This is a genomic window from Paracoccaceae bacterium, assembly GCA_019454225.1.
In the GTDB taxonomy this organism is placed as follows: Bacteria; Pseudomonadota; Alphaproteobacteria; order Rhodobacterales; family Rhodobacteraceae.
Genome location: CP075370.1, coordinates 1,804,847 through 1,824,228, shown reverse-complemented (window position 1 = coordinate 1,824,228; position 19,382 = coordinate 1,804,847). Strand labels below are relative to the sequence as shown.

Genomic DNA, 19,382 nt, shown 5'->3' with positions numbered 1-19,382 from the left:
TGCATTAACCCCGAAGCGAATCACCCTGCGCCGTCACAGCCGGGCCAGCTTCTCCGCCGCATGGTCGGCCGCATCCTCGAACGGGGTCAGCACCAGGTCCGCGCCCTGCGCCCGCAGGGCCTCGCCCTGCTCCGCGTCCCCCGCCGACAGGGCCACGACACCCCGGAACCCCGCCGCGCGCAACCCCTGCACCACCGCCACATGCGGGTCGGCCTCGCTCAGCGGACCGCGCTCGCGCGGCACGGCGGAAATGACCGCCCGCACCTCGGTCAGCGGCAGATGCGCCACGAACTCGGGATCGGTGGCATCGCCGAACGCGCCCGCCATGCCCATCTGACGCCATCGGGCCAGGGCCTCGGGGTCGAAATCGACGCCAAGCACCCGAAAACCGCGCGATGTCAATGCCTTGCCAATACGTCGCCCATAGCGGCCCAGGCCGAAGATGACAAAGTCATGCGGCGCCTCCGTCTCGCGCCCTTCCTCGGCCAGCTCACGGAACGGTTCGCGCCGCTCGGCCCAGCCCAGCAACGGCTCGCACAGCGCGTACAGTCGGTGCGAGAACGTGATCATGTAGACCGACAGCGCGATGGTGATCAGCCCGACGATGGTAACCAGCCCGACCGCGCTTTCCTCCACATGCCCAAGGCTCAGCCCCATCGCCATGAAGATCAGCGAGAACTCCGAGATCTGCGCCACCGTCAGCCCGGCCAGAAACCCGGTCCGCTTCCGGTACCCCATGTACCCAAGAATGATCAGCACGATCAAAGGGTTGCCCAGCAGCACAAAGACCGACAGCACCGCAGCCGGCCAGACCTGCGCGCCGATGGTCGAAAGGTCCAGCCCCGCACCCAGGTTGATGAAGAAGAACAGCAGCAGAAAGTCCCGCAGGCTGGCCAGCCGCGATCCGATGGCGTCGCGGTACTCGGTCGACGCCAGCGAAACCCCCGCCAGCAGGCCGCCAAGTTCCTTGCCAAAGCCGATCATGTCCGACAGCGCCGCAAATCCCCCCGCCCAGCCGACCGCAAAGATCACCATCAGCTCCGGCGACCGCGCGATCAGCCGCAACAGCGGCCCGGCGGCATAGCGGATGAAGACCAGCGTCCCGGCGATCAGGCCCACGCCGCCAAGCGCCAGCCGCAACACATCGCCCCCGCCCGCGCCGTCCTCGCCCGTCCCCATGCCGAACGCCGACAGGGCGATCATCGCGAAGACCACGAAAAGGTCCTGAACGATCAGGAATCCAAGCGCGATCCTGCCGTGCAGCGCCGCGATTTCCTGCTTGTCCGACAACAACTTGACGATGATGATGGTAGACGAAAACGTCAGCGCGACCGCAACGTAGACCGCCGTCAGCGCGTCGATCCCCAGGGCCACGCAGATCAGGAAACCGAAGACGGCGGTAAACCCCACCTGCCCCAGCCCCGTCGCCACGGCGACCCGACCAAGGCTTTTCACCAGGGAAAGATCCAGCTTCAGCCCGACCAGGAACAGCAGCACCGCAATCGAGATCTGGCTCAGCGTCTCGATGAACTCGGGCGAGGAGACCAGCCCCAGGGCACCCGGTCCGGCCAGGATGCCGACCGCGATGAAGGCCACGACCAGCGGCTGCCGCAGCATCAGGCCGACGAACCCGGCCCCGGCGGCAAGGATCACAAGGCCCGCGATCTCGTAGAACACGTTCCCGCCATGCATCGCCGCCCGCCTTTCATCCCGCCGTTACACCGCCCGGCACGTGCCTGGAATCCGGCCGATCAGCCGCCCGATACCCCCGCCTCCGCAAAGGTTGCCATGCCCGCGTGGCATTCGACCGCCGCCCGCATCACCGCCATCGCCAGTGCCGCACCCGAACCTTCGCCCAGCCGCAGCCCAAGGTCCAGCAGCGGTTCCTTGCCCAGCATCGACAGCAGCGCCCCATGCGCCGCCTCGGCCGAGACATGCCCGGCGACCGCATGGTCCAGGCAGCCCGGCACCGCCTCATGCAGCACGGCGGCGGCCGCGCAGGTGATGAAACCGTCCAGGATCACCGGGATCCGCTCGACCCGGGCCCGGGCGATGGCGCCCGCCATGGCGGCGATCTCGCGCCCGCCGAGGCAGCGCAGCGTTTCCAGCGGCGGCACCCCGGCATCGGCTCCGCCATGCCGCGCAACACCTGCCGCCACGGCTTCGGTCTTGCGGGCCAGTCCGGCATCGTCCACCCCGGTGCCCCGCCCGACCCATTGCGCCGGGTCGCCGCCATAGAGCGCGCAGGCAATCGCGGCGGCCGACGTGGTGTTGCCGATGCCCATCTCGCCCACCACCAGCAGATCGGCGGCGGGATCGACGGCTTCCCAGCCTGCGGCCAGGGCCTGCATCACTTCGCGCACCGACATCGCGGCGCCCTCGGTGAAATCGGCGGTCGGGCGGTCCAGATCCAGTGCCACCACCGACATCGCCGCACCGGCGACGCGCGACAACTGGTTGATCGCGGCCCCCCCGGCCTCGAAGTTCGCCACCATCTGCGCCGTGACAGCGGCCGGAAAGGCGCTGACACCCCGCGCGGCAACCCCATGATTCCCCGCGAATATCACGACCTGCGGCCGGGCCAGCACGGGGCGCGCCTCACCGCGCCAGCCGGCGTACCAGACCGCCAGATCCTCCAGCCGGCCCAGTGAACCGGGGGGTTTCGTCAACTGTCCCTGCCGGTTCTGCGCCGCCGCGATCGCACCGGCGTCAGGCCCGGGCGCCCCCGCCAGCGTCGCGCGAAAGGACTGGAGCGAGGTAAGCGGGGCCATGCGCGTTCTCCGTTGCCGAATGCCTGGCACTTGGCTACCCACGGCAGACCACGATGGCCAGCCCGAAAGCGACCCCGCAATGATGCACCGCGTCCTGTCCGATCTGGCCGAGGCCGCCGCGCTGCTGACGCGCCTGCCGGTCCCCGCCCACCGCCCGCGCGGCGCAGCCTCTGCCTGGGCCTGGCCGGTGATCGGCGCGGGCCTGGGGCTGCTGGCCGGGCTGGCGGGCCAGGCGGCGATGGCGGCGGGCCTGCCGCCGGGCGTGGCGGCGGTCTGCGTGCTGCTGGTTCTGGTGCTGACCACCGGCGCCCTGCACGAGGACGGGCTGGCCGATACCGCCGACGGCCTGTTCGGCGCCCGCGATCCCGCGCGCCGCCTCGCGATCATGAAGGACAGCCGGGTGGGCAGTTTCGGGGTGATCGCACTGTCGCTGGTCACGCTGGCCCGCTGGTCGGCGCTTGCCGCCCTCGCCGAAGGCGGCGGGCTGCTGGCGGCATGCGTGGCGGCGGGGGCCCTGTCGCGCGCGCCGATGGCGGCGATCATGGCCGCGCTGCCGAACGCGCGGGGCGCGGGGTTCTCGCATGCCACCGGCAGGCCCCCGGCGGGCACCGCCTGGGCCTGCGCCGGGGTCGCCATCGCGATCGGCCTTGTCGCGCTTGGCCCCGTGGTGGCGGCGGTCGCCATGGCAGGGGCGGTTCCCGCGATGCTGGTGGCCTGGACGGCGCGGGCCCGCATCGGCGGCCAGACCGGCGACATCCTCGGCGCGGCGCAGCAGGTGACCGAGGCGGCGGTACTGGCGCTTGCCGCGGCCTGGACGCGCTAGGCCCGAACGGAAACGGCGGCCCCCCGGGGGGACCGCCGTCCTTTGCACGCCGCAGGATGGGTCAGGCCGCGCGGGTCAGCAGAACCTCGTCCACCGCCTTCTGCGCGCCCTTCTCGTCCAGGTTCGACACCGCCGCAACCTCGCGCGTCAGGCGTTCCAGCGCGGCCTCGTAAAGCTGGCGCTCGGAATAGCTCTGTTCCCGCTGGTCGTCGGCGCGGTGCAGGTCGCGCACCACCTCGGCAATCGACAGCAGGTCGCCCGAGTTGATCTTCTGCTCGTATTCCTGCGCCCGGCGCGACCACATGGCCCGCTTGACCTTGGCCTTTCCCTTCAGCGTGTCCAGAGCCTTGGTCACCACATCGGGCGCCGACAGCGGGCGCATCCCGATCTCGGTCGCCTTGTGGGTGGGCACGCGCAGGGTCATCTTGTCCTTCTCGAAGGTGATGACGAAGAGTTCGAGCTTGAAGCCCGCGATCTCCTGCTCTTCGATGGAAATGATCCGGCCCACGCCATGCGCGGGATACACGACGAACTCGTTCGGACGGAAATCAGGCTTACGGGTCTTGGTCATTCGGTGCGCTTCCTCGGTCGGTTTGCATGCCCATCACCGGCGACACGCCACCGACCGCGGCGTGGCATCCGCGATGATGACGGTCATTTGTCACAGATGAACCCGGCCCAGGGTGGCAGTCCCGGGCCAGGCGGCAGGCTCCCATGCTTCTTTGTAACTGTTGTATAGCACAAAAAAGCCGCAAATCCAACGGGCGCCCACGCCGCAGGCATGCCGCAGCCCTATTGGAATCATTCACAGATTCGCGCGAACCCGCCGGACACCGCGCTTGACGCAGCGTCAGCCGATTCGGCGCCCGCTCAGCCGCCCTCGCCGGCGGCGGGCGAGAAGTACTTGTCCAGCTTGCCGGTTTCGCCGTCCCGCTCGGTCGCCTCGGGCAGCGGATCCTTGCGGGTCACGATAACCGGCCACATCGTCGAATACTTCCGGTTGAACTCGACCCATTTCTCCATGTCCGGCTCGGTGTCGGGGCGGATCGCGTCGGCCGGGCACTCCGGCTCGCACACGCCGCAGTCGATGCACTCGTCCGGGTGGATGACCAGCATGTTCTCACCCTCGTAGAAGCAATCGACCGGACATACCTCGACGCAGTCGGTGTACTTGCAGGCGATGCAGTTGTCGGTGACGACATAGGTCATGGGTCGGGTGTCCCTGGGTGTGGCACGCGCCTAGCTAGCCCGGCACGGCAGATCATTCAAGCGGGCCGGGGCCCTCAGCATCGCCCGAATCGAGATCGGCATAAAGCGCCTGCGCCTCGGGCGCCGGGCCGCGCCGGTCACCGAGCGCAAGAATCCGCACCACCCGGATGCGCCCGCCCTGCGGGAAGGTCAGCACATCGCCCGGCGCAACGCCATGCGCGGGCTTGCCGATGCGCTGCCCGTTGACCCGCGCGGTACCGCCCTCGATCATTGCGGTGGCCGCGCCGCGCGCACGGAAGAACCGTGCGTGAAACAGCCACTTGTCGATGCGCAGCGTTGCGCGCGGGGCGTCGCCGGGGGGCGGGGCCGCCATTGTGCCGTCAGGCCGGCAGCCGCGGTGTCACAGCCGCCCCTTCAGCGCGGCCAGCACGGCAAAGGGATTGTCGGGGTCGATGGGCTTTTCGGGGCGCGGCGGGCGCGCCTCGTGCACCTTCGGCCGGCCGTCGCGCGGGCGGTGGTCCGGCTTGCCGCCCTTGCCGCCCGGTTTCCCGCCATGCTTGCCTTGGCCGCCGCCATGCGGCTTGCCGCCGTGCTGGTGGCGCGGACCGCGGCCCCCTTCGCCCTCGGGGCGGGCTGCGGGTTCGGCGGGGCCTGCCTCGGCCGCCGCAGGCTGTGGCGCCGGGGCGGCGTCGCCCCGGGGCGGACGGCCGCCCTGCGGCTTCCGGTCGCCACGCGGACGGTCGCCACGGCCGCGGTTGCCGCCGCCGCCGGTGCCACCCTCTGCACCCTCGCCCTGCCCCCGGCCCTGGCCGCCCCGGCGCGCGTCGCCGCGCGGGCGCGGTGCCCAGGTGAAGGTGTAGAACGCTTCCATCTCGACCGGGGCCGCCGCCTCTGGTTCTTCCACGGCAGCCGCCTGTGGCCCCTCCGACGCGGCCTCGGGCGCCGCAGGCTGGGCGGGTTCGGCCGGTGCGGCATCCGGCGGCACGTCGGCTGCCCCTGCTTCGGCGGGCGCCTCGGTGGCCGGGAGTCCGGTCGCCGCCGCAGCCGCCTCGGGCCTGACCTTGGGCCGCTCGGCCTTCTCGGCGCGATATCCGAGCCCCCCCATCAGGTCGGCGAACTGGTCCATCGTCATGCCGGTGATCGACAGCATTTCGGGCATCGCCTCGAATCCCGCGCGGCTGTCCTTGGCCCGCAGCAGGTCGGCCAGCCGTTCCAGCATGTCGATGCGGATCGCCCGCGCGCCCGCCGGATGATAGCCCGACAGCGTGTAGTGCCCGCGCGGCACCTCGCGGAGGTTCGGAATGGTCACCAGGCCAGGCGGCGGGCTTTCCGGAAACTCGGACAGCCCAGCCCACAGCGACCACAGCACCAGCCGCAGCCGCGTCGGTGCCGGTTTCAGCAGGGCCTGCTGGAAGATCGTGTACTGCCCGAACCGCACGCCATTCTTGCGCAGTGCCGCCCGCGCCTCCTGGTCGAGCGCCTTGACATCCTCGGCCACATCGGCGCGCGGCAGCACCCCCATCGCCTCGACCAGGCGGAACGCGACGCCCCGCGCCAGTCCGGTCACCGCCTCGTCCTTCTGCAGCGCCAGCAGCGGCTCGAACAGCGACGCGACCTTGCGGTCGATGAAATGCTGCAGGCGGCGGCGCACCTTTTCGGCCACGTCGGGGCCCGCCTCGTCATCGACGAAGGGTTCGACGGCCGGGCGCAGCGCATCGCCCCCCTTGACCAGCTTGCCGACCGCCGTGGTGCCCCACATCAGCCCGCCCTGTTCGGTATAGTCCAGTTCGGTGTCCGGCGCGTTGTAGAACCGGTCCGCCCGCAGGTGGAACTCGGGGCGCAGGGCCTGTTCGGCCGCCTGGCGCAGCACGCGCGCCTCGTCGGGCGATCCCGTCGCATCCTGCCGGAAGCGGAAACCCTCCAGCCGTCCGGCGGGCTGCCCCTCGACGGTCACCTCGCCCTTGTCATTCACCTCGGCCACAAGGCTCTCCTTCTGCTTCAACCGGCGCAAAAGCACGGATGTGCGCCGGTCCACGAATGCGCGGGTCAGTGCGGCGTGGAGCGCATCCGACAGGCGGTCTTCTACCGCGCGGGTCTCGCCGCGCCAATGGGGTTCATCGGCGACCCAGCCCGCGCGTTGCGCCACGTAGGTCCAGGTGCGGATGAAGGCGAGCCGTTTCGACAGCGTGTCGATGTCGCCATCGGTGCGGTCGATGCGGGCGATGGCGGTGGCGATCCAGTCCGAGGGGATCTGCCCGTCCGACAGGAAGCCGAACAGACGCGCCAGCAGCGTCGCATGGTCATGGGTGCCCAGCCCGCGGAAATCGGGCACCCGGCACACATCCCAGAGCCGCCGCACCGCCTGCGGGCCGGTCAGCCGGGCCGCCACCTCGGGCATCTCCATCAGCGTCTTCAGCGCGATCTGGTCATCGGCCTCGCGGGCCCTGATCAGCCATTCGTTGGCCGTCGGCGCCTCCAGGCTGGCCACCAGCCGCGCGGCCGTGCCGAAGTCCAGTTCGCCGTTGCGCCAGAACAGCCGCCGGACCGGCGCGAACCGGTGATTCTCGATGGCCTCGATCAGTTCGTCGTCCAGCAGCCCCGCCTCGCCCGTCACCCCGAAGGTTCCCGGCGTCAGGTGGCGCCCTGCCCGGCCCGCGATCTGGCCCATCTCATGGGGGAACAGCGGGCGCATCCGGCGCCCGTCGAACTTGTCCGTCGCCGAAAAGGCGACATGCCGGATGTCAAGGTTCAGGCCCATGCCGATGGCATCGGTGGCGACCAGGTAATCCACCTCGCCGTTCTGGTACAGGTCGACCTGCGCATTGCGCGTGCGGGGCGACAGCGCCCCCATCACCACCGCCGCGCCACCCTTCATGCGGCGGATGACCTCGGCCATCGCATAGACATTCTCGACACTGAAACCCACGATGGCCGATCGCGCGGGCATCCGGCTTATCTTTTTCGAACCTGACCAGCTCAGCGTCGAAAACCGCTCGCGGCGCATGAACTGCACATGCGGCACCAGGGCCGCGATTGCCCCCCGCATCGCCTCGGACCCGAGGAACATGGTCTCGACCAGCCCCCGCGCGTTCAGCAGCCGGTCGGTGAAGATGTGGCCCCTGTCGGGGTCGGCGCACAGCTGGATCTCGTCGACCGCCAGGAAATCGGCCCCGATGTCGACCGGCATCGCCTCGACCGTGCAGACCCAGTAGGCCGCCCGTTCGCCCACGATCCGCTCCTCGCCCGTGACAAGCGCGGCAACCGAGGGGCCGCGCGCCTTGACGATGCGGTCATAGACCTCGCGCGCCAACAGGCGCAGCGGCAGGCCGATCACGCCCGTGCGATGCCCCAGCATCCGCTCGATGGCGTAATGCGTCTTGCCGGTGTTGGTGGGGCCCAGGACGGCCGTCACGCGCGAAGGTGTCAGCATGTGGCGTGCCCCGCCCGGGCGTGGTCAGGTCAGAGTTCCTGCCCCGACCGCTTGGCTTCCAGCCGGGACACCGCGTCCCTTACCCCGGCAAGGTGGGGATGTATAGCAAGCGCGGCGCGATAGACCTCAAGCGCCTCGGCCTCGCGGTCGGTTGCCTCCAGGATCGCGCCAAATCCGGCAAGCGCCCCGAAATGCCGCGGCTCCAGCCGCAGGACCTCGGCGATGTCGGACACCGAAGGGCCATACTGGCCGGCCTGGAAATAGGCGGTCGCCCGCGCATTCCACCCCTCGGCAAAGCCCGGGGCATGGTCGACAAGCGCCGTCAGGTGCTCGATGGCCGCATCCAGCTTGCCCTCGCGCATCGCGTCGCGGCCGCGCTGCAGCAGAAGGTCGGCCGAGGCAGAGCCCGATTTCGACCAGGCATTCCAGATCTCGCGCTCGACCCGCCGGGCGGCGCGCTCGTCCGCTTCCTTCAGGCGTGCAAAAAGGTCATCCGTGCTCGCGTCCTGCGCGAAACCGGGCACCGCCAGAAAAATCGGCACGAGTGCCGCAACGATATATTTGTGAAACAGCCCGCGTGCTTTCATAACGGCAAGTGTAGCGTGGGCGGGCCCGAATGCCAGTGGGGCGGCATCACGACTTCGGAACAGACGGAATGGAGACTGGGATGAGCGACGTGATCGCCGCGGCCGTGGCCGCGCTGAGCGAAAAGGTAGCCGGGTTCGACGGCGTGGCGAAGTTCGTGATCGAGGGCGAAGGCTCGATCATCGTCGATGGCGACGGCGTGCGCGCCGGCGATGACGAGGCCGATGTGACGCTGACGGCGGATGCCGATGTGTTCCAGGCGATCCTTTCGGGCGACATGAACCCGACCGCCGCCTTCATGCAGGGCAAGCTCGCCGTCGACGGCAACATGGGCATGGCGATGAAGCTCGGTTCGATCCTCGGCTGACGTTGATGGAAGGCGAAGCGCCGCTGCATCACGGCATCGCCGATGGCCCGCCCGGGGGGCGGGCGTTCTGGCTGCGGGCCGATGACGGCCTGCGCCTGCGCGCGGCGCATTGGCCGGGCGGCGACCGTGGCACGGTGTTCCTGATCCCCGGCCGCACCGAGTGCATCGAGAAATACGGCCGCGCGGCGGGCGATCTGGTGGCGCGGGGCTTTCATGTGCTGGCCATCGACAACCGCGGCCAGGGTCTCGCGGACCGGCTGACCCCGGACCCGATGCTGGGGCATGTGGGCCGCTTCGCCGACTATCAGCGCGACCTGCGCGCGGCGCTGCCGCTGGTGCAGGCGCTCGGCCTGCCCGCCCCGCTGCACCTGCTCGGGCACTCGATGGGTGGCGCCATCGGCCTGCGCGCGCTGATCGAGGCGTTCCCGGTGCGCTCGGCCGTGTTCTCGGCACCGATGTGGGGCATCGCCATGGCACCGATGCTGGCGCCCGTGGTCCGTGTGATGGGGGCCGCGGCGCGGGCCACGCGGCTGGGCGCGCGCTATGCGCCGTCGACCAGGCCCGTCCCCTACCCGCTGGCCGCCCCGTTCGAGGACAACACGCTGACCACCGACCGCGCGATGTGGGACTGGATGGGCGGCCAGTTGCGCGCCCATCCCGAACTCGGGCTGGGCGGGCCAAGCCTGCACTGGCTCGACTGCGCGCTGGCCGAATGCAACTGGCTGGCACGCCAGCCGCTGCCCGCGATCCCGGCGCTGGTGATCGTCGGAACCGGCGAACGCATCGTCGAGGTGCGGCGCCTGCGCGCGTTGATCGACCGCTGGCCCACCGCCCGGCTGGACATGGCCGAGGGCGCCCAGCACGAGGTGATGATGGAAACCCCCGCGATCCGCGCCCGCTTCTTCGACGCGGCGGCGGCGCATTTCGCGGCGGTTCCTAACAAACCGTAAACGCGGAACGACAACCCATTGGAATCGTTGGGCCCGAAAAGCGTCCCATCGTGGGACGCCCCGGCGCGATCAGATCTCGATCCGCGAGAACCCGTCGCGCAGCGCCTTTGACCAGGCCTCGGACATCGCGCGGAACGCCTCGTCGCCTGCCTCGATCCGGCGGCGCTCGGTCACCCGGCAGGCATCCCGCGCGATCACCGCCAGGTCCAGCGGCATTCCCACCGACAGGTTCGACCGCAGGGTCGAATCCATCGACAGCAGCACCGCCTTCTTCGCATCGGTCAGGCTGGTGGTGGGCTTGACCACCCGGTCGAGGATCGGCTTGCCATACTTGTGCTCGCCGATCTGCAGGAACGGCGTGTCCTCGGTCGCCTCGATGAAGTTCCCCTCGGGATAGATCAGGAACAGCCGCATCGCCCCGCCCGCGCGCTGCCCCGCCACGATCATCGTCGCGGTCACACCCTGCGCCATCGACATCTTCTCGTCGATCTCGCGGCGCACCTCGGCCAGCATGTCGCCGATGATCTGGGCGACCTTCAGCATCGTCGGCGCCAGCATGATCGAGGTGTCGGGCGTGGGTTCCGGCCCGTCGATCGCCTCGCGCAGGCGGGCCAGCGTCGTCTGGCTGACCGACAGGCTGCCCGCCGTGAGGATCGCGATGACCCGTTCGCCCGGTTCCTCGAACACGAACATCTTGCGGTAGGTCGCGATGTTGTCGAGCCCGGCATTGGTGCGCGTGTCCGACAGAAGGACGATGCCCTCGTTCAGCATGAGACCGACGCAATAGGTCATGAAAGCCCCCCGGGTCGCGCAGGGGGAACAGCTAGCGCCCGCAACGCCCGGGGGGAAGCGGCACGGCGCGCAAGCATCGGGATGTTGCGCCGAAGGCACGCCATGCCGCGCTCAGAGCCCCCGCGCCCAGTCGAGGATCAGCGCGGTTGCCCAGGCGGTCTGGCCCGGCGACAGCACATCGCCCGCGATCACATGGGCGTAGGGATCGTCGGCCGGGGTCAGATCCGGCTCGACCAGCCGGGCGGGCGCGCCCCAGGCCGACACGACAGCCGCCGAAGCCCCGGCATCAACCACCCGGTCCTGCGGCGACCGGATGACCAGCAGCGGCACCGTCATCGCCCCGAAGTCCAGCGCGCGCGCATGGCGCATCAGCGTGGCCATGGGAAACAGCGCAGCGGTCGGATAGCGGGTCGTCCACCACCGCGCGTGATCCGCGTTCACCGGCGTGAAGGCCCGTTCCGCCCCTGCCACCCAGGGGCCCCAGTGCCGCGCCAGCGGCATGTCGAGGATCGCGCCCGCAACCGATGCCAGCCGGTAGTTCGGCGACACGAACACCGCGCCCGCCACGTCGCGGGCCCCGGCAGGGTCGGCCAGCCCGACGGTGGCCAGGGTCGCCCCGGTCGAGGTGGCGATGATCAGCACCCGATCGCCCAGCCGCCGCCCGATGGCCAGGGCCTCGGCAAGGTCGGTCATCCAGTCCTCGGGGCTGGCCGTGGCCATCGCCGCCCCGTCCCGCCCATGCCCGGCCAGCCGGGTCAGGTAGAGGTTGGCGCCAAGCGCCCGCGCCACGTCCTGCGGCACCGGGGCGATTTCGTGCCAGGTGGCCGAAAAGCCGTGGACATAGACCACCGCCATCGCCGTGCGGACGCCCGGTTCGCCCGCCCATACGATGGCCTTCCCGGCGCCGGGCACGATGTCCGGGATGACCGCCTCGCGCGCCGCGAGCCAGGCATCCAGGTCTTCGGGCAGCGCGGCCGCATCGAAGTCCAGCGTCGGGTCCATCCGGTCGCGCGGCACGAGAAACCACAGGGCGGCGACCGTCACGATGACCAGGACAAACACGCGCCCGATCCATTTGCCAAGGCTACGCATCGTTGTCTCCGCACAGGTCGTCCACCGCCGCGCCGATCACGGCAAGCGCGCCGGGCGATGACAACCGATGGTCGGCGCCCTTGATCAGGGTCAGCCGGATGTCGGGGCCGTTCGCATGATCCATCAGCCGCAGCGCCACCGAGGGGGGCACGTCGGTGTCGGCCGTGCCCTGCACCAGACGCACCGGCATCGGCAGGTCGAGCGCGTCGCGCAGCACCAGATGGCGGCGCCCGTCCTCGATCAGCCGGCGGGTGTAGACATAGGGACCGTCGGCATAGGCCGAGGCGCGTTCCACCCGGCCCGCGGCCATCAGCTGCGCACGGTCGGTATCCGACAAGCCCGCCCAGACCAGATCCTCGGTGAAGTCCGGGGCGGCGGCGACCCCGACGAGGCCGATCACCCGGTCGGGCATGGCGCGCGCCAGCAACAGCGCGATCCATCCGCCCATCGACGACCCGACGATGACCTGCGGCCCCTCGGTCAGCGCCGCGACGGCCGCCATGGCGTCGGCCGCCCAGTCGCCGATGCAGCCCTCCTCGAAGGTGCCCGAGGACTCGCCATGGCCGGAATAGTCGAAACGCAAGAAGGCCCGTCCCGCGATGCGCGCGCGTTCCTCCAGATAGACCGCCTTGGTGCCTGTCATGTCCGACCGGAAGCCGCCCATGAACACCACCCCCGGCCCGCGCCCGGGTGTGCGGTGGTGGGCGATGCGACGGCCTTCGGGTGTCGTCAGGTAGTCCGTCATGCCGCCCCCTAGCCGATGCTCTGCGCCAGCACGCGGCTGATCGCCGACAGGCTCTGTCCGCTTTCGGCCCGCCAGCGGTCGAACGCCGCCTGCACCGCCGCCATGGCCTTGCGCGATCCCGGGGGGCCGTCGATCACCCCTTCGGCGACCAGCCGAGCCACCACGTCGCGCGTCAGGATGAAGCTTTCCTTGCCCATCTGGCGCAGCATGTATTGCCCCGTCGTGCCGCCGAGCCGGCTGCCGCCCCGGCCCAGCCAGTCCAGCAGCCCGACGAAATCGGAGGCGGGCCAGTCGCCCACCCGGCGCCCGAAACCGCCGGTTTCGCGGATGAAGGCGGCGTTGTCGCGGATCGCCGCGATCTTGGCGCCGCTGCGGATCACCCTCGGATCCGACACAAGCGCATCGAACCAGTCGTCATCCATCATCGACACACGGCCCACGTCGAAGCCGTGGAATGCCGTCTCGATGCCGGGCCATTTCGCATCGACCACGGACCAGCTGATCCCGGCCTGAAAGATGCCGCGGGCCATCGCGGCCAGCCAGCGGTCGTCGGGGATCGCGGCCAGTTCGTCTGGCGACTTCGGCACGGGCACGCCCGCCAGCACCCTGTCGGCCCCGCCTTTCCGTTCCGCCGCGATGGAAAGGATTTCGTCGAAACTGCGCATCCGCCCCTCCCTGTGCCGCGGCAGGCTGGCAGAGTGCCGGACCGTTGACAATGCCATGCGCTGCGCGCAGAACGCCGCGACCATACCCGCAACCGGGCGTTCCGTAGGCGCCGAACCGACGAGGAGAGCCAGCCATGGCCCCGATATCCCTGACCTTCCCCGATGGCGCCGTGCGGTCCTTCCCCGCCGGGACGACCCCCGCGCAGGTGGCCGCCGCCATCGCGCCCGGGCTGGCGAAGAAGGCGATCAGCGCCAGCGTGAACGGCGCGCACTGGGATCTGGCCTGGCCGATCGAGGCGGATGCCGCCATCGCCATTCACACCATGGCCGACGAGGTGCAGGCGCTCGAACTGATCCGCCACGACCTTGCGCATATCATGGCCCGCGCGGTGCAGGAGATCTGGCCCGACGTGAAGGTCACCATCGGGCCGGTGCGCGACCACGGCTGGTTCTATGACTTCGACCGGGCCGAGCCCTTCACGCCGGAGGATCTTGGCCAGATCGAGGCGCGGATGAAGGCGATCATCAACGCCCGCGATCCGGTCCGCACCGAACTGTGGGACCGCGCCCGTGCCCGCGCCCATTACGAGCAGCGCGGCGAACCCTTCAAGGTCGAGCTGCTGGACCGAATCCCCGAGGGCGAGCCGATCCGCATGTACTGGCACGGCCCCTGGCAGGACCTCTGCCGGGGTCCGCATCTGTCCCATACCGGGCAGGTGCCCGCCGATGCGTTCAAGCTGACCCACGTGGCAGGCGCCTACTGGCTGGGCGATGCCACCCGCCCGATGCTGCAGCGCATCTATGGGGTGGCGTTCCGCAGCCGCGACGACCTGAAGGCGCATCTGACCATGCTGGAGGAGGCCGCGAAGCGCGACCACCGCAAGCTGGGGCGCGAGATGGACCTGTTCCACATGCAGGAAGAGGCGCCGGGACAGGTGTTCTGGCATCCGAACGGCTGGACGATCTATACCGTGATCCAGGACTACATGCGCCGCCGCCAGCGTGCCGATGGCTATGTCGAGGTGAACACGCCGCAGGTGGTGAACCGCAAGCTGTGGGAAGCCTCGGGCCATTGGGAGAACTACCGCGAGAACATGTTCATCGTCGAGGTCGACGAGGATGGCGCGCGGGAGAAGACCATCAACGCGCTGAAGCCGATGAACTGCCCCTGCCATGTGCAGATCTTCAACCAGGGCATCAAGAGCTATCGCGACCTGCCGCTGCGGATGGCCGAGTTCGGCAGCTGCGCGCGCTACGAGCCCTCGGGCGCGCTGCACGGCATCATGCGCGTGCGCGGCTTTACCCAGGACGACGCGCATATCTTCTGCACGCTCGACCAGGTGGAGGCCGAAAGCCAGAAGTTCATCGAGTTCCTGGCCCGCATCTATGCGGACTTCGGCTTTGACAAGTGGCGCATCAAGCTGTCGACCCGCCCCGAAAAGCGCGTGGGCAGCGAAGAGATGTGGGACCGGATGGAGGCCGCGATGGCCAATGCGGTCACGGCGGCAGGCCACAGCTATACGATCTTCCCGGGTGAGGGCGCGTTCTATGCCCCGAAGCTGGAGTTCGTGCTGACCGATGCCATCGGCCGTGACTGGCAGCTTGGCACGCTGCAGCTGGACCCGAACCTGCCGGAGCGGCTGGATGCCAGCTATATCGGCGAGGACGGCGCGCGGCACCGGCCGTTCATGCTGCACCGCGCCGTGCTGGGGTCGTTCGAGCGCTTCATCGGCATCCTGATCGAGAACCACGCGGGCAAGCTGCCGTTCTGGCTGGCGCCGCGCCAGGTGGTCGTGGCGTCGATCGTGTCGGATGCCGACGATTATGTGGAAGAGGTTGCCGCAGCGCTGATCATGGCCGGGGTGCGGGCAGAGGCCGACACCCGCAACGAAAAGATCAACTACAAGGTGCGCGAGCATTCGGTCGGCAAGGTGCCGGTGATCCTTGCCGTCGGCATGCAGGAAGTGGCCGCGCGCAGCGTGTCGGTCCGCCGTCTGGGCGAGACGCGGGTGGAGTCCGTGCCGCTTGACACGCTGGTCACGGCGCTTGCCGCCGAGTCCCGGCCGCCCGATCAGCGCGCCGCCGATCACAGCCGCGTCAACGGCGCGCAACAGCCGTAACGCCGCACGGGGCCGCGCCGAATGGCTGGATGGCATCGCAATGGTGCGATCCGTCCAGCATCCGGAGTTACTCATGGCCCAGAACCTGTCCACCCTCGCTATCGCCGGCGCGCTTGCCGCCGCCTTCGCCGGTCACGTCGCCACGCCCGCCAATGCGCAGGCACAGGAAAAGTGCTTCGGCGTCTCGCTCGCCGGCAAGAACGACTGCGCCGCCGGTCCCGGCACCACCTGCGCGGGCACCTCGAAGGTCGACTATCAGGGCAACGCCTGGACGCTGGTTCCGGCGGGTTCCTGCACCACCATGGAACTGCCCGACGGCCGCATGGGCAGCCTCGAGGCTCTGGAGCGCGACCTGCCGCAGGGCTGATGCCCGCCGCCCCCTCCGGCATGCCGGAGGGGGCTTTCCACCGACGGAGGCACCGATGCTCGACCTGATCCCCGCACATCTGCCGCCGCGCCCCGGCGTCGGCTTCAAGCCCCAGCATTTCGCTTCGATCTCGGCGGGGCAGGACGCCGTCGGATGGATCGAGATCCACGCGGAGAACTACATGGGTGCCGGCGGCCGCCCGCTGGCACAACTGCGCCATCTGGCGGGACAGATGCCGGTGTCTGTGCATGGCGTGGGCCTGTCGATCGGCGGCGAGGGGCCGCTGGACGCGGATCACCTGGCGCGTCTGCGCCACCTGTGCGACTGGCTGCAACCCGCGAGCTTTTCCGAACACCTGGCCTGGTCGAGCCACGAGACGACCTATCTGAACGACCTGCTTCCCCTGCCCTACACCGCCGCGACGCTGGCCCGCGTCTGCGACCATATCGACCGCGTGCAGGACGTGCTCGGGCGGCGGATGCTTCTGGAGAATCCGTCGACCTACCTTGCCTTCGCGGCGACCGAGATGGACGAGGTGACGTTCCTGTCCGAAATCGCCCGGCGCACCGGCTGCGGCCTGCTGCTGGACGTCAACAATGTGTTCGTCTCGGCCACCAACCAGCAATTCGACGCGAATGACTACATCCGGCGGTTTCCGCTGTGGCTGGTCGGGGAAATCCATCTGGGCGGCCATGCCGAGGATGCCGACGACCACGGCGCGCCGCTGCTGATCGACAGTCACGGCAACGCGGTGGCCGATCCGGTCTGGGCGCTCTACGCGCGGACCATCGCGCTTGGCGGGCCGAAGCCCACGCTGATCGAATGGGACAACGACGTGCCCGAATGGCCGGTGCTGCAGGCCGAGGCGGCCCGGGCGGCGCGCCTGCTGGAGGCGGTGGCATGAACGCCGGTTTCACGGCCGCACTGCTGGATCCGGCCCGGCCGGTGCCCCCGGGCCTGACCGATCCGCAGGGCCGCCCCGCAGGCCGCCGCTTTGCCGTCTACCGCAACAACGTCGCGGTGGGCCTGACCGAGGCATTGATCGCCGGCTTTCCGGTGCTGACCAGGCTGCTGGGGCAGGATTTCTTTCGCGCGATGGCGGGGGTGTTCCTGCGCGCCCACCCGCCGCAAAGCCGCATCCTTGCCGACTACGGTCAGGAGATGCCGCTGTTCCTGCAAGGCTTTCCGCCGGTCGCGCATCTTCCTTACCTGCCCTGCACCGCCCGGCTGGAACTGGCCATGCGCGCGGCCTATCACGCGGCCGATGCAACACCGCTCGCGCCCGGGCGGCTGGCCGCGGTGCCGCCCGAACGACTGCCCGGGCTGCGGCTGCGGCTGGCCCCCGCCGTGCGGGTCGTCCGGTCCGCCTGGCCCGTTCACGGGATCTGGGCCGCCAACATGACCGATGCGCCACCGCCCGCGATGCGGCCCGAGGACGTGGTCATCCTGCGCCCGGATTTCGACCCCGTCCCTGCCCTGCTGCCGCCCGGTGGCGCCGCGTTCCTCGCCGCGCTGATGGCGGGCGAGACGCTGGGCAGCGCGGTCGAACGGGCTGGCGAGGCGCATGACATCAACGCCACGATCGGGCTGCTGGTCACCGGCGGCGCGATCACCGATCTGGAAGGGGACCGCCCGTGAACCGCCTGCTATCCTTGCACGACCGGATTGCCGACCACGCAGACAAGGCCGCGCCCGGCCTGTTGCCCCTGATCGCGCGCGCCGCCTTTGCCGCCGTGCTGCTGATGTATTTCTGGGCCTCGGCCGTCACCAAGGTCGGCCCCGGCATCGCCGGCCTGTTCGTGCCCTCGCAGGGTGCCTACATCCAGATCTTCCCGCGGGCGGTCGAGGCCGCGGGCTACGACATCTCGCAGCTCGGGGCGTTCCACTGGCTGGTGGTGCTGGCTGGCACCTGGGCCGAGTTCATCCTGCCCCTGCTGGTCGTCATCGGGCTGGCCACGCGGCTGGCGGCATTGGGAATGATCGGCTTCGTCCTTGTCCAGAGCGCGACCGACGTGATCGGCCATGGCGTCGGCGGGGAAACGCTGGGGGCGTGGTTCGACAGGGCGTCGGATGCGCTGATCCTGGATCAGCGCACGCTATGGATCGTGGTTCTGGCGATACCGCTGGCCATGGGTGGTGGATGGCTGTCGGCAGATGGATGGCTGCGCGCGAAACGCACGGCATCTTGATTTTTCGGGGGGTTTTGGCAGAGTCGACCCCGTGACGACAGCCTTTCTGACCTGATCCTGTCTGCTGAGCAGCCGGACGACACAAGGCCTGGCAGCACGCGCCCCCGGCAATGGCGCCCGGGGCGAACAGAGATTGGGGGATGTGGGGAATGCCCACCGGCACCGTGAAGTGGTTCAACGCGACGAAGGGCTATGGCTTCATCGCCCCCGACGACGGCGGCAAGGATGTGTTCGTCCACATCTCGGCGGTCGAGCGGGCGGGGCTCAAGGGTCTGAACGACAATCAGAAAATCGGTTACGAACTGCAGTCGGGCCGCGACGGGCGCGCCTCGGCCAGCGACCTGCGCCTGCTTTGACGCCGGCCGTCAGGCCGTCAGCGCGGCCTCGGTTGCCGCATCCCAGCCGAGCCAGAATCGGCCGTCCGATTCGATGACCGGGCGCTTCATGACCGAGGCCTGCGCCGCGATCTGCGCCTCGGGGTCCGCTGCCTTCAGGAAGTCGCTGAAGGCGCGATAGGTCGTGGACTGGCGGTTCACGATCCGGTCGCCGAATTCCTGCACCAGCCGCGAAATCTCTTCCGATGTCAGGGGGTTGGCCCGGATGTCGCGGAACGTCACGGGCTTTCCCGCGGCGGTCAGCGTCTTCAGCGCGCGCTTGCAGGTGTCGCAGGTCGAAATGCCGTAGAGGATCATTCGTTAACCGGAGGTTGATGGTCTGGCAGGCGTATGGCACGCGTCTGGCACGCGTATGGCGTTCTAGGACGTTCCGGCGCCCCCGAAAAGCCCCCGCGCCACCGCCACGCCGGCCCAGGCCGACACCGCCGTCAGCACCGTCCCCCAGGCCACATCGGCCGCCACCATCGCGGGGTGCCAGTCCTTCATGATGGCATAGCTGGTGAACTCGTAGGTGCCATAGGCCATCGCCCCGATCACCGCCGCCGGGATCACGACCGAGGTCCCGTCCCGCAGCGCAGGCCAGGCCGCCAGATAGACGAGGCCCGCCACATAGGCGAGGTAGAAGGCCGCCGCCGCCGCCAGCCGGATATCCTCCAGCATCAGCGGCCCGATGTGGCGGGTGAAGAGCGGCTTCATCACCGTCGTCAGCATGATCGCATCGAGGATCAGGAAGGTGGCGGCGGTGGCGAGGTAGAGGGTGGCGATCTGCATGGCGGCGGCTCCTTTCGGCTGCATCTAGCACGGCCGACACGGGCGGACAGGGCCGACGCACCCGGGCGCCGCCGCCGGGCACGGCCCGCCGCATGCGGGTGGCCACAGCCC

General features: G+C 69.8%; 22 protein-coding genes. 9 read left to right on the top strand and 13 right to left on the bottom strand.

The features are described from left to right. Positions 1-33: 33 nt before the first annotated feature. Both KF887_08685 and cobT read right to left on the bottom strand, forming a co-directional pair. On the bottom strand, positions 34-1,692 hold the full coding sequence (locus KF887_08685; protein ID QYK43155.1) for a cation:proton antiporter: 1,659 nt from the start codon (positions 1,690-1,692) through the stop codon (positions 34-36). 59 nt (positions 1,693-1,751) lie between these two features. After that, positions 1,752-2,771 carry a nicotinate-nucleotide--dimethylbenzimidazole phosphoribosyltransferase gene (cobT, locus tag KF887_08680; protein QYK43154.1) on the bottom strand — a complete coding sequence of 340 codons (1,020 nt, stop codon included), beginning with the start codon at positions 2,769-2,771 and terminating at the stop codon, positions 1,752-1,754. A 79-nt stretch (positions 2,772-2,850) separates the two neighbouring features. On the opposite strand from cobT, the gene cobS reads away from it, so the two are divergent. Next, positions 2,851-3,594, top strand: a complete 744-nt coding sequence (gene cobS / locus KF887_08675; protein QYK43153.1) for an adenosylcobinamide-GDP ribazoletransferase — start codon at positions 2,851-2,853, stop codon at positions 3,592-3,594. A gap of 61 nt (positions 3,595-3,655) precedes the next feature. Here the strand turns inward: cobS and KF887_08670 are convergent, their stop codons facing one another. From KF887_08670 to KF887_08650, 5 genes are all read right to left on the bottom strand, one after another. After that, positions 3,656-4,165: a CarD family transcriptional regulator gene (locus tag KF887_08670; protein QYK43152.1), complete on the bottom strand. Its 510-nt coding sequence runs from the start codon at positions 4,163-4,165 to the stop codon at positions 3,656-3,658. Positions 4,166-4,464: 299 nt separating this feature from the next. Further along, positions 4,465-4,803, bottom strand: coding sequence for a ferredoxin family protein (locus KF887_08665; GenBank protein ID QYK43151.1), 339 nt, complete (start codon positions 4,801-4,803; stop codon positions 4,465-4,467). A gap of 52 nt (positions 4,804-4,855) precedes the next feature. Then, the gene (locus KF887_08660) at positions 4,856-5,176 is read right to left on the bottom strand and encodes an RNA-binding S4 domain-containing protein (GenBank protein QYK43150.1); all 321 of its coding nucleotides are present in this window, start codon (positions 5,174-5,176) and stop codon (positions 4,856-4,858) included. Between the two features lie 27 nt (positions 5,177-5,203). Then, entirely contained in the window at positions 5,204-8,233 is a 3,030-nt protein-coding gene (locus KF887_08655) for a helicase (GenBank protein QYK43149.1), read from the bottom strand. Between the two features lie 29 nt (positions 8,234-8,262). Then, on the bottom strand, positions 8,263-8,820 hold the full coding sequence (locus KF887_08650) for a hypothetical protein (GenBank protein ID QYK43148.1): 558 nt from the start codon (positions 8,818-8,820) through the stop codon (positions 8,263-8,265). A gap of 80 nt (positions 8,821-8,900) precedes the next feature. On the opposite strand from KF887_08650, the gene KF887_08645 reads away from it, so the two are divergent. Next, on the top strand, positions 8,901-9,185 hold the full coding sequence (locus KF887_08645) for an SCP2 sterol-binding domain-containing protein (protein ID QYK43147.1): 285 nt from the start codon (positions 8,901-8,903) through the stop codon (positions 9,183-9,185). Between the two features lie 5 nt (positions 9,186-9,190). Then, entirely contained in the window at positions 9,191-10,135 is a 945-nt protein-coding gene (locus tag KF887_08640; protein ID QYK43146.1) for an alpha/beta hydrolase, read from the top strand. Positions 10,136-10,204: 69 nt separating this feature from the next. Here the strand turns inward: KF887_08640 and KF887_08635 are convergent, their stop codons facing one another. The 4 genes from KF887_08635 to KF887_08620 all read right to left on the bottom strand — a co-directional run bounded on the left by KF887_08635 (position 10,205) and on the right by KF887_08620 (position 13,429). Continuing rightward, positions 10,205-10,927 carry a proteasome-type protease gene (locus KF887_08635; GenBank protein ID QYK43145.1) on the bottom strand — a complete coding sequence of 241 codons (723 nt, stop codon included), beginning with the start codon at positions 10,925-10,927 and terminating at the stop codon, positions 10,205-10,207. A gap of 111 nt (positions 10,928-11,038) precedes the next feature. Then, on the bottom strand, positions 11,039-12,019 hold the full coding sequence (locus tag KF887_08630; protein ID QYK43144.1) for an alpha/beta fold hydrolase: 981 nt from the start codon (positions 12,017-12,019) through the stop codon (positions 11,039-11,041). Beyond that, complete coding sequence (locus KF887_08625) at positions 12,012-12,764, bottom strand: alpha/beta hydrolase (GenBank protein QYK43143.1); 753 nt, start codon at positions 12,762-12,764, stop codon at positions 12,012-12,014. The genes KF887_08630 and KF887_08625 overlap by 8 nt, the downstream gene beginning before the upstream one ends. Before the next feature lie 8 nt (positions 12,765-12,772). Beyond that, positions 12,773-13,429, bottom strand: coding sequence for a DNA-3-methyladenine glycosylase I (locus tag KF887_08620; protein ID QYK43142.1), 657 nt, complete (start codon positions 13,427-13,429; stop codon positions 12,773-12,775). 134 nt (positions 13,430-13,563) lie between these two features. On the opposite strand from KF887_08620, the gene thrS reads away from it, so the two are divergent. The 6 genes from thrS (at position 13,564) to KF887_08590 (ending at position 18,461) form a co-directional block, all read left to right on the top strand. Then, on the top strand, positions 13,564-15,549 hold the full coding sequence (gene thrS / locus KF887_08615; protein QYK43141.1) for a threonine--tRNA ligase: 1,986 nt from the start codon (positions 13,564-13,566) through the stop codon (positions 15,547-15,549). A 73-nt stretch (positions 15,550-15,622) separates the two neighbouring features. Continuing rightward, entirely contained in the window at positions 15,623-15,916 is a 294-nt protein-coding gene (locus tag KF887_08610) for a DUF2282 domain-containing protein (GenBank protein QYK43140.1), read from the top strand. Between the two features lie 55 nt (positions 15,917-15,971). Continuing rightward, the gene (locus KF887_08605) at positions 15,972-16,820 is read left to right on the top strand and encodes a DUF692 domain-containing protein (protein ID QYK43139.1); all 849 of its coding nucleotides are present in this window, start codon (positions 15,972-15,974) and stop codon (positions 16,818-16,820) included. Next, the gene (locus tag KF887_08600; GenBank protein QYK43138.1) at positions 16,817-17,554 is read left to right on the top strand and encodes a putative DNA-binding domain-containing protein; all 738 of its coding nucleotides are present in this window, start codon (positions 16,817-16,819) and stop codon (positions 17,552-17,554) included. The genes KF887_08605 and KF887_08600 overlap by 4 nt, the downstream gene beginning before the upstream one ends. Then, positions 17,551-18,105 carry a DoxX family membrane protein gene (locus KF887_08595; protein ID QYK43137.1) on the top strand — a complete coding sequence of 185 codons (555 nt, stop codon included), beginning with the start codon at positions 17,551-17,553 and terminating at the stop codon, positions 18,103-18,105. The genes KF887_08600 and KF887_08595 overlap by 4 nt, the downstream gene beginning before the upstream one ends. A 149-nt stretch (positions 18,106-18,254) precedes the next feature. Continuing rightward, positions 18,255-18,461 carry a cold-shock protein gene (locus KF887_08590; protein QYK43136.1) on the top strand — a complete coding sequence of 69 codons (207 nt, stop codon included), beginning with the start codon at positions 18,255-18,257 and terminating at the stop codon, positions 18,459-18,461. Between the two features lie 9 nt (positions 18,462-18,470). Here KF887_08590 and KF887_08585 read toward each other — a convergent pair whose 3' ends face one another. Both KF887_08585 and KF887_08580 read right to left on the bottom strand, forming a co-directional pair. Further along, entirely contained in the window at positions 18,471-18,797 is a 327-nt protein-coding gene (locus tag KF887_08585; protein QYK43135.1) for a hypothetical protein, read from the bottom strand. A 63-nt stretch (positions 18,798-18,860) separates the two neighbouring features. Next, complete coding sequence (locus tag KF887_08580; GenBank protein QYK43134.1) at positions 18,861-19,271, bottom strand: DUF2177 family protein; 411 nt, start codon at positions 19,269-19,271, stop codon at positions 18,861-18,863. Positions 19,272-19,382 lie beyond the last annotated feature (111 nt).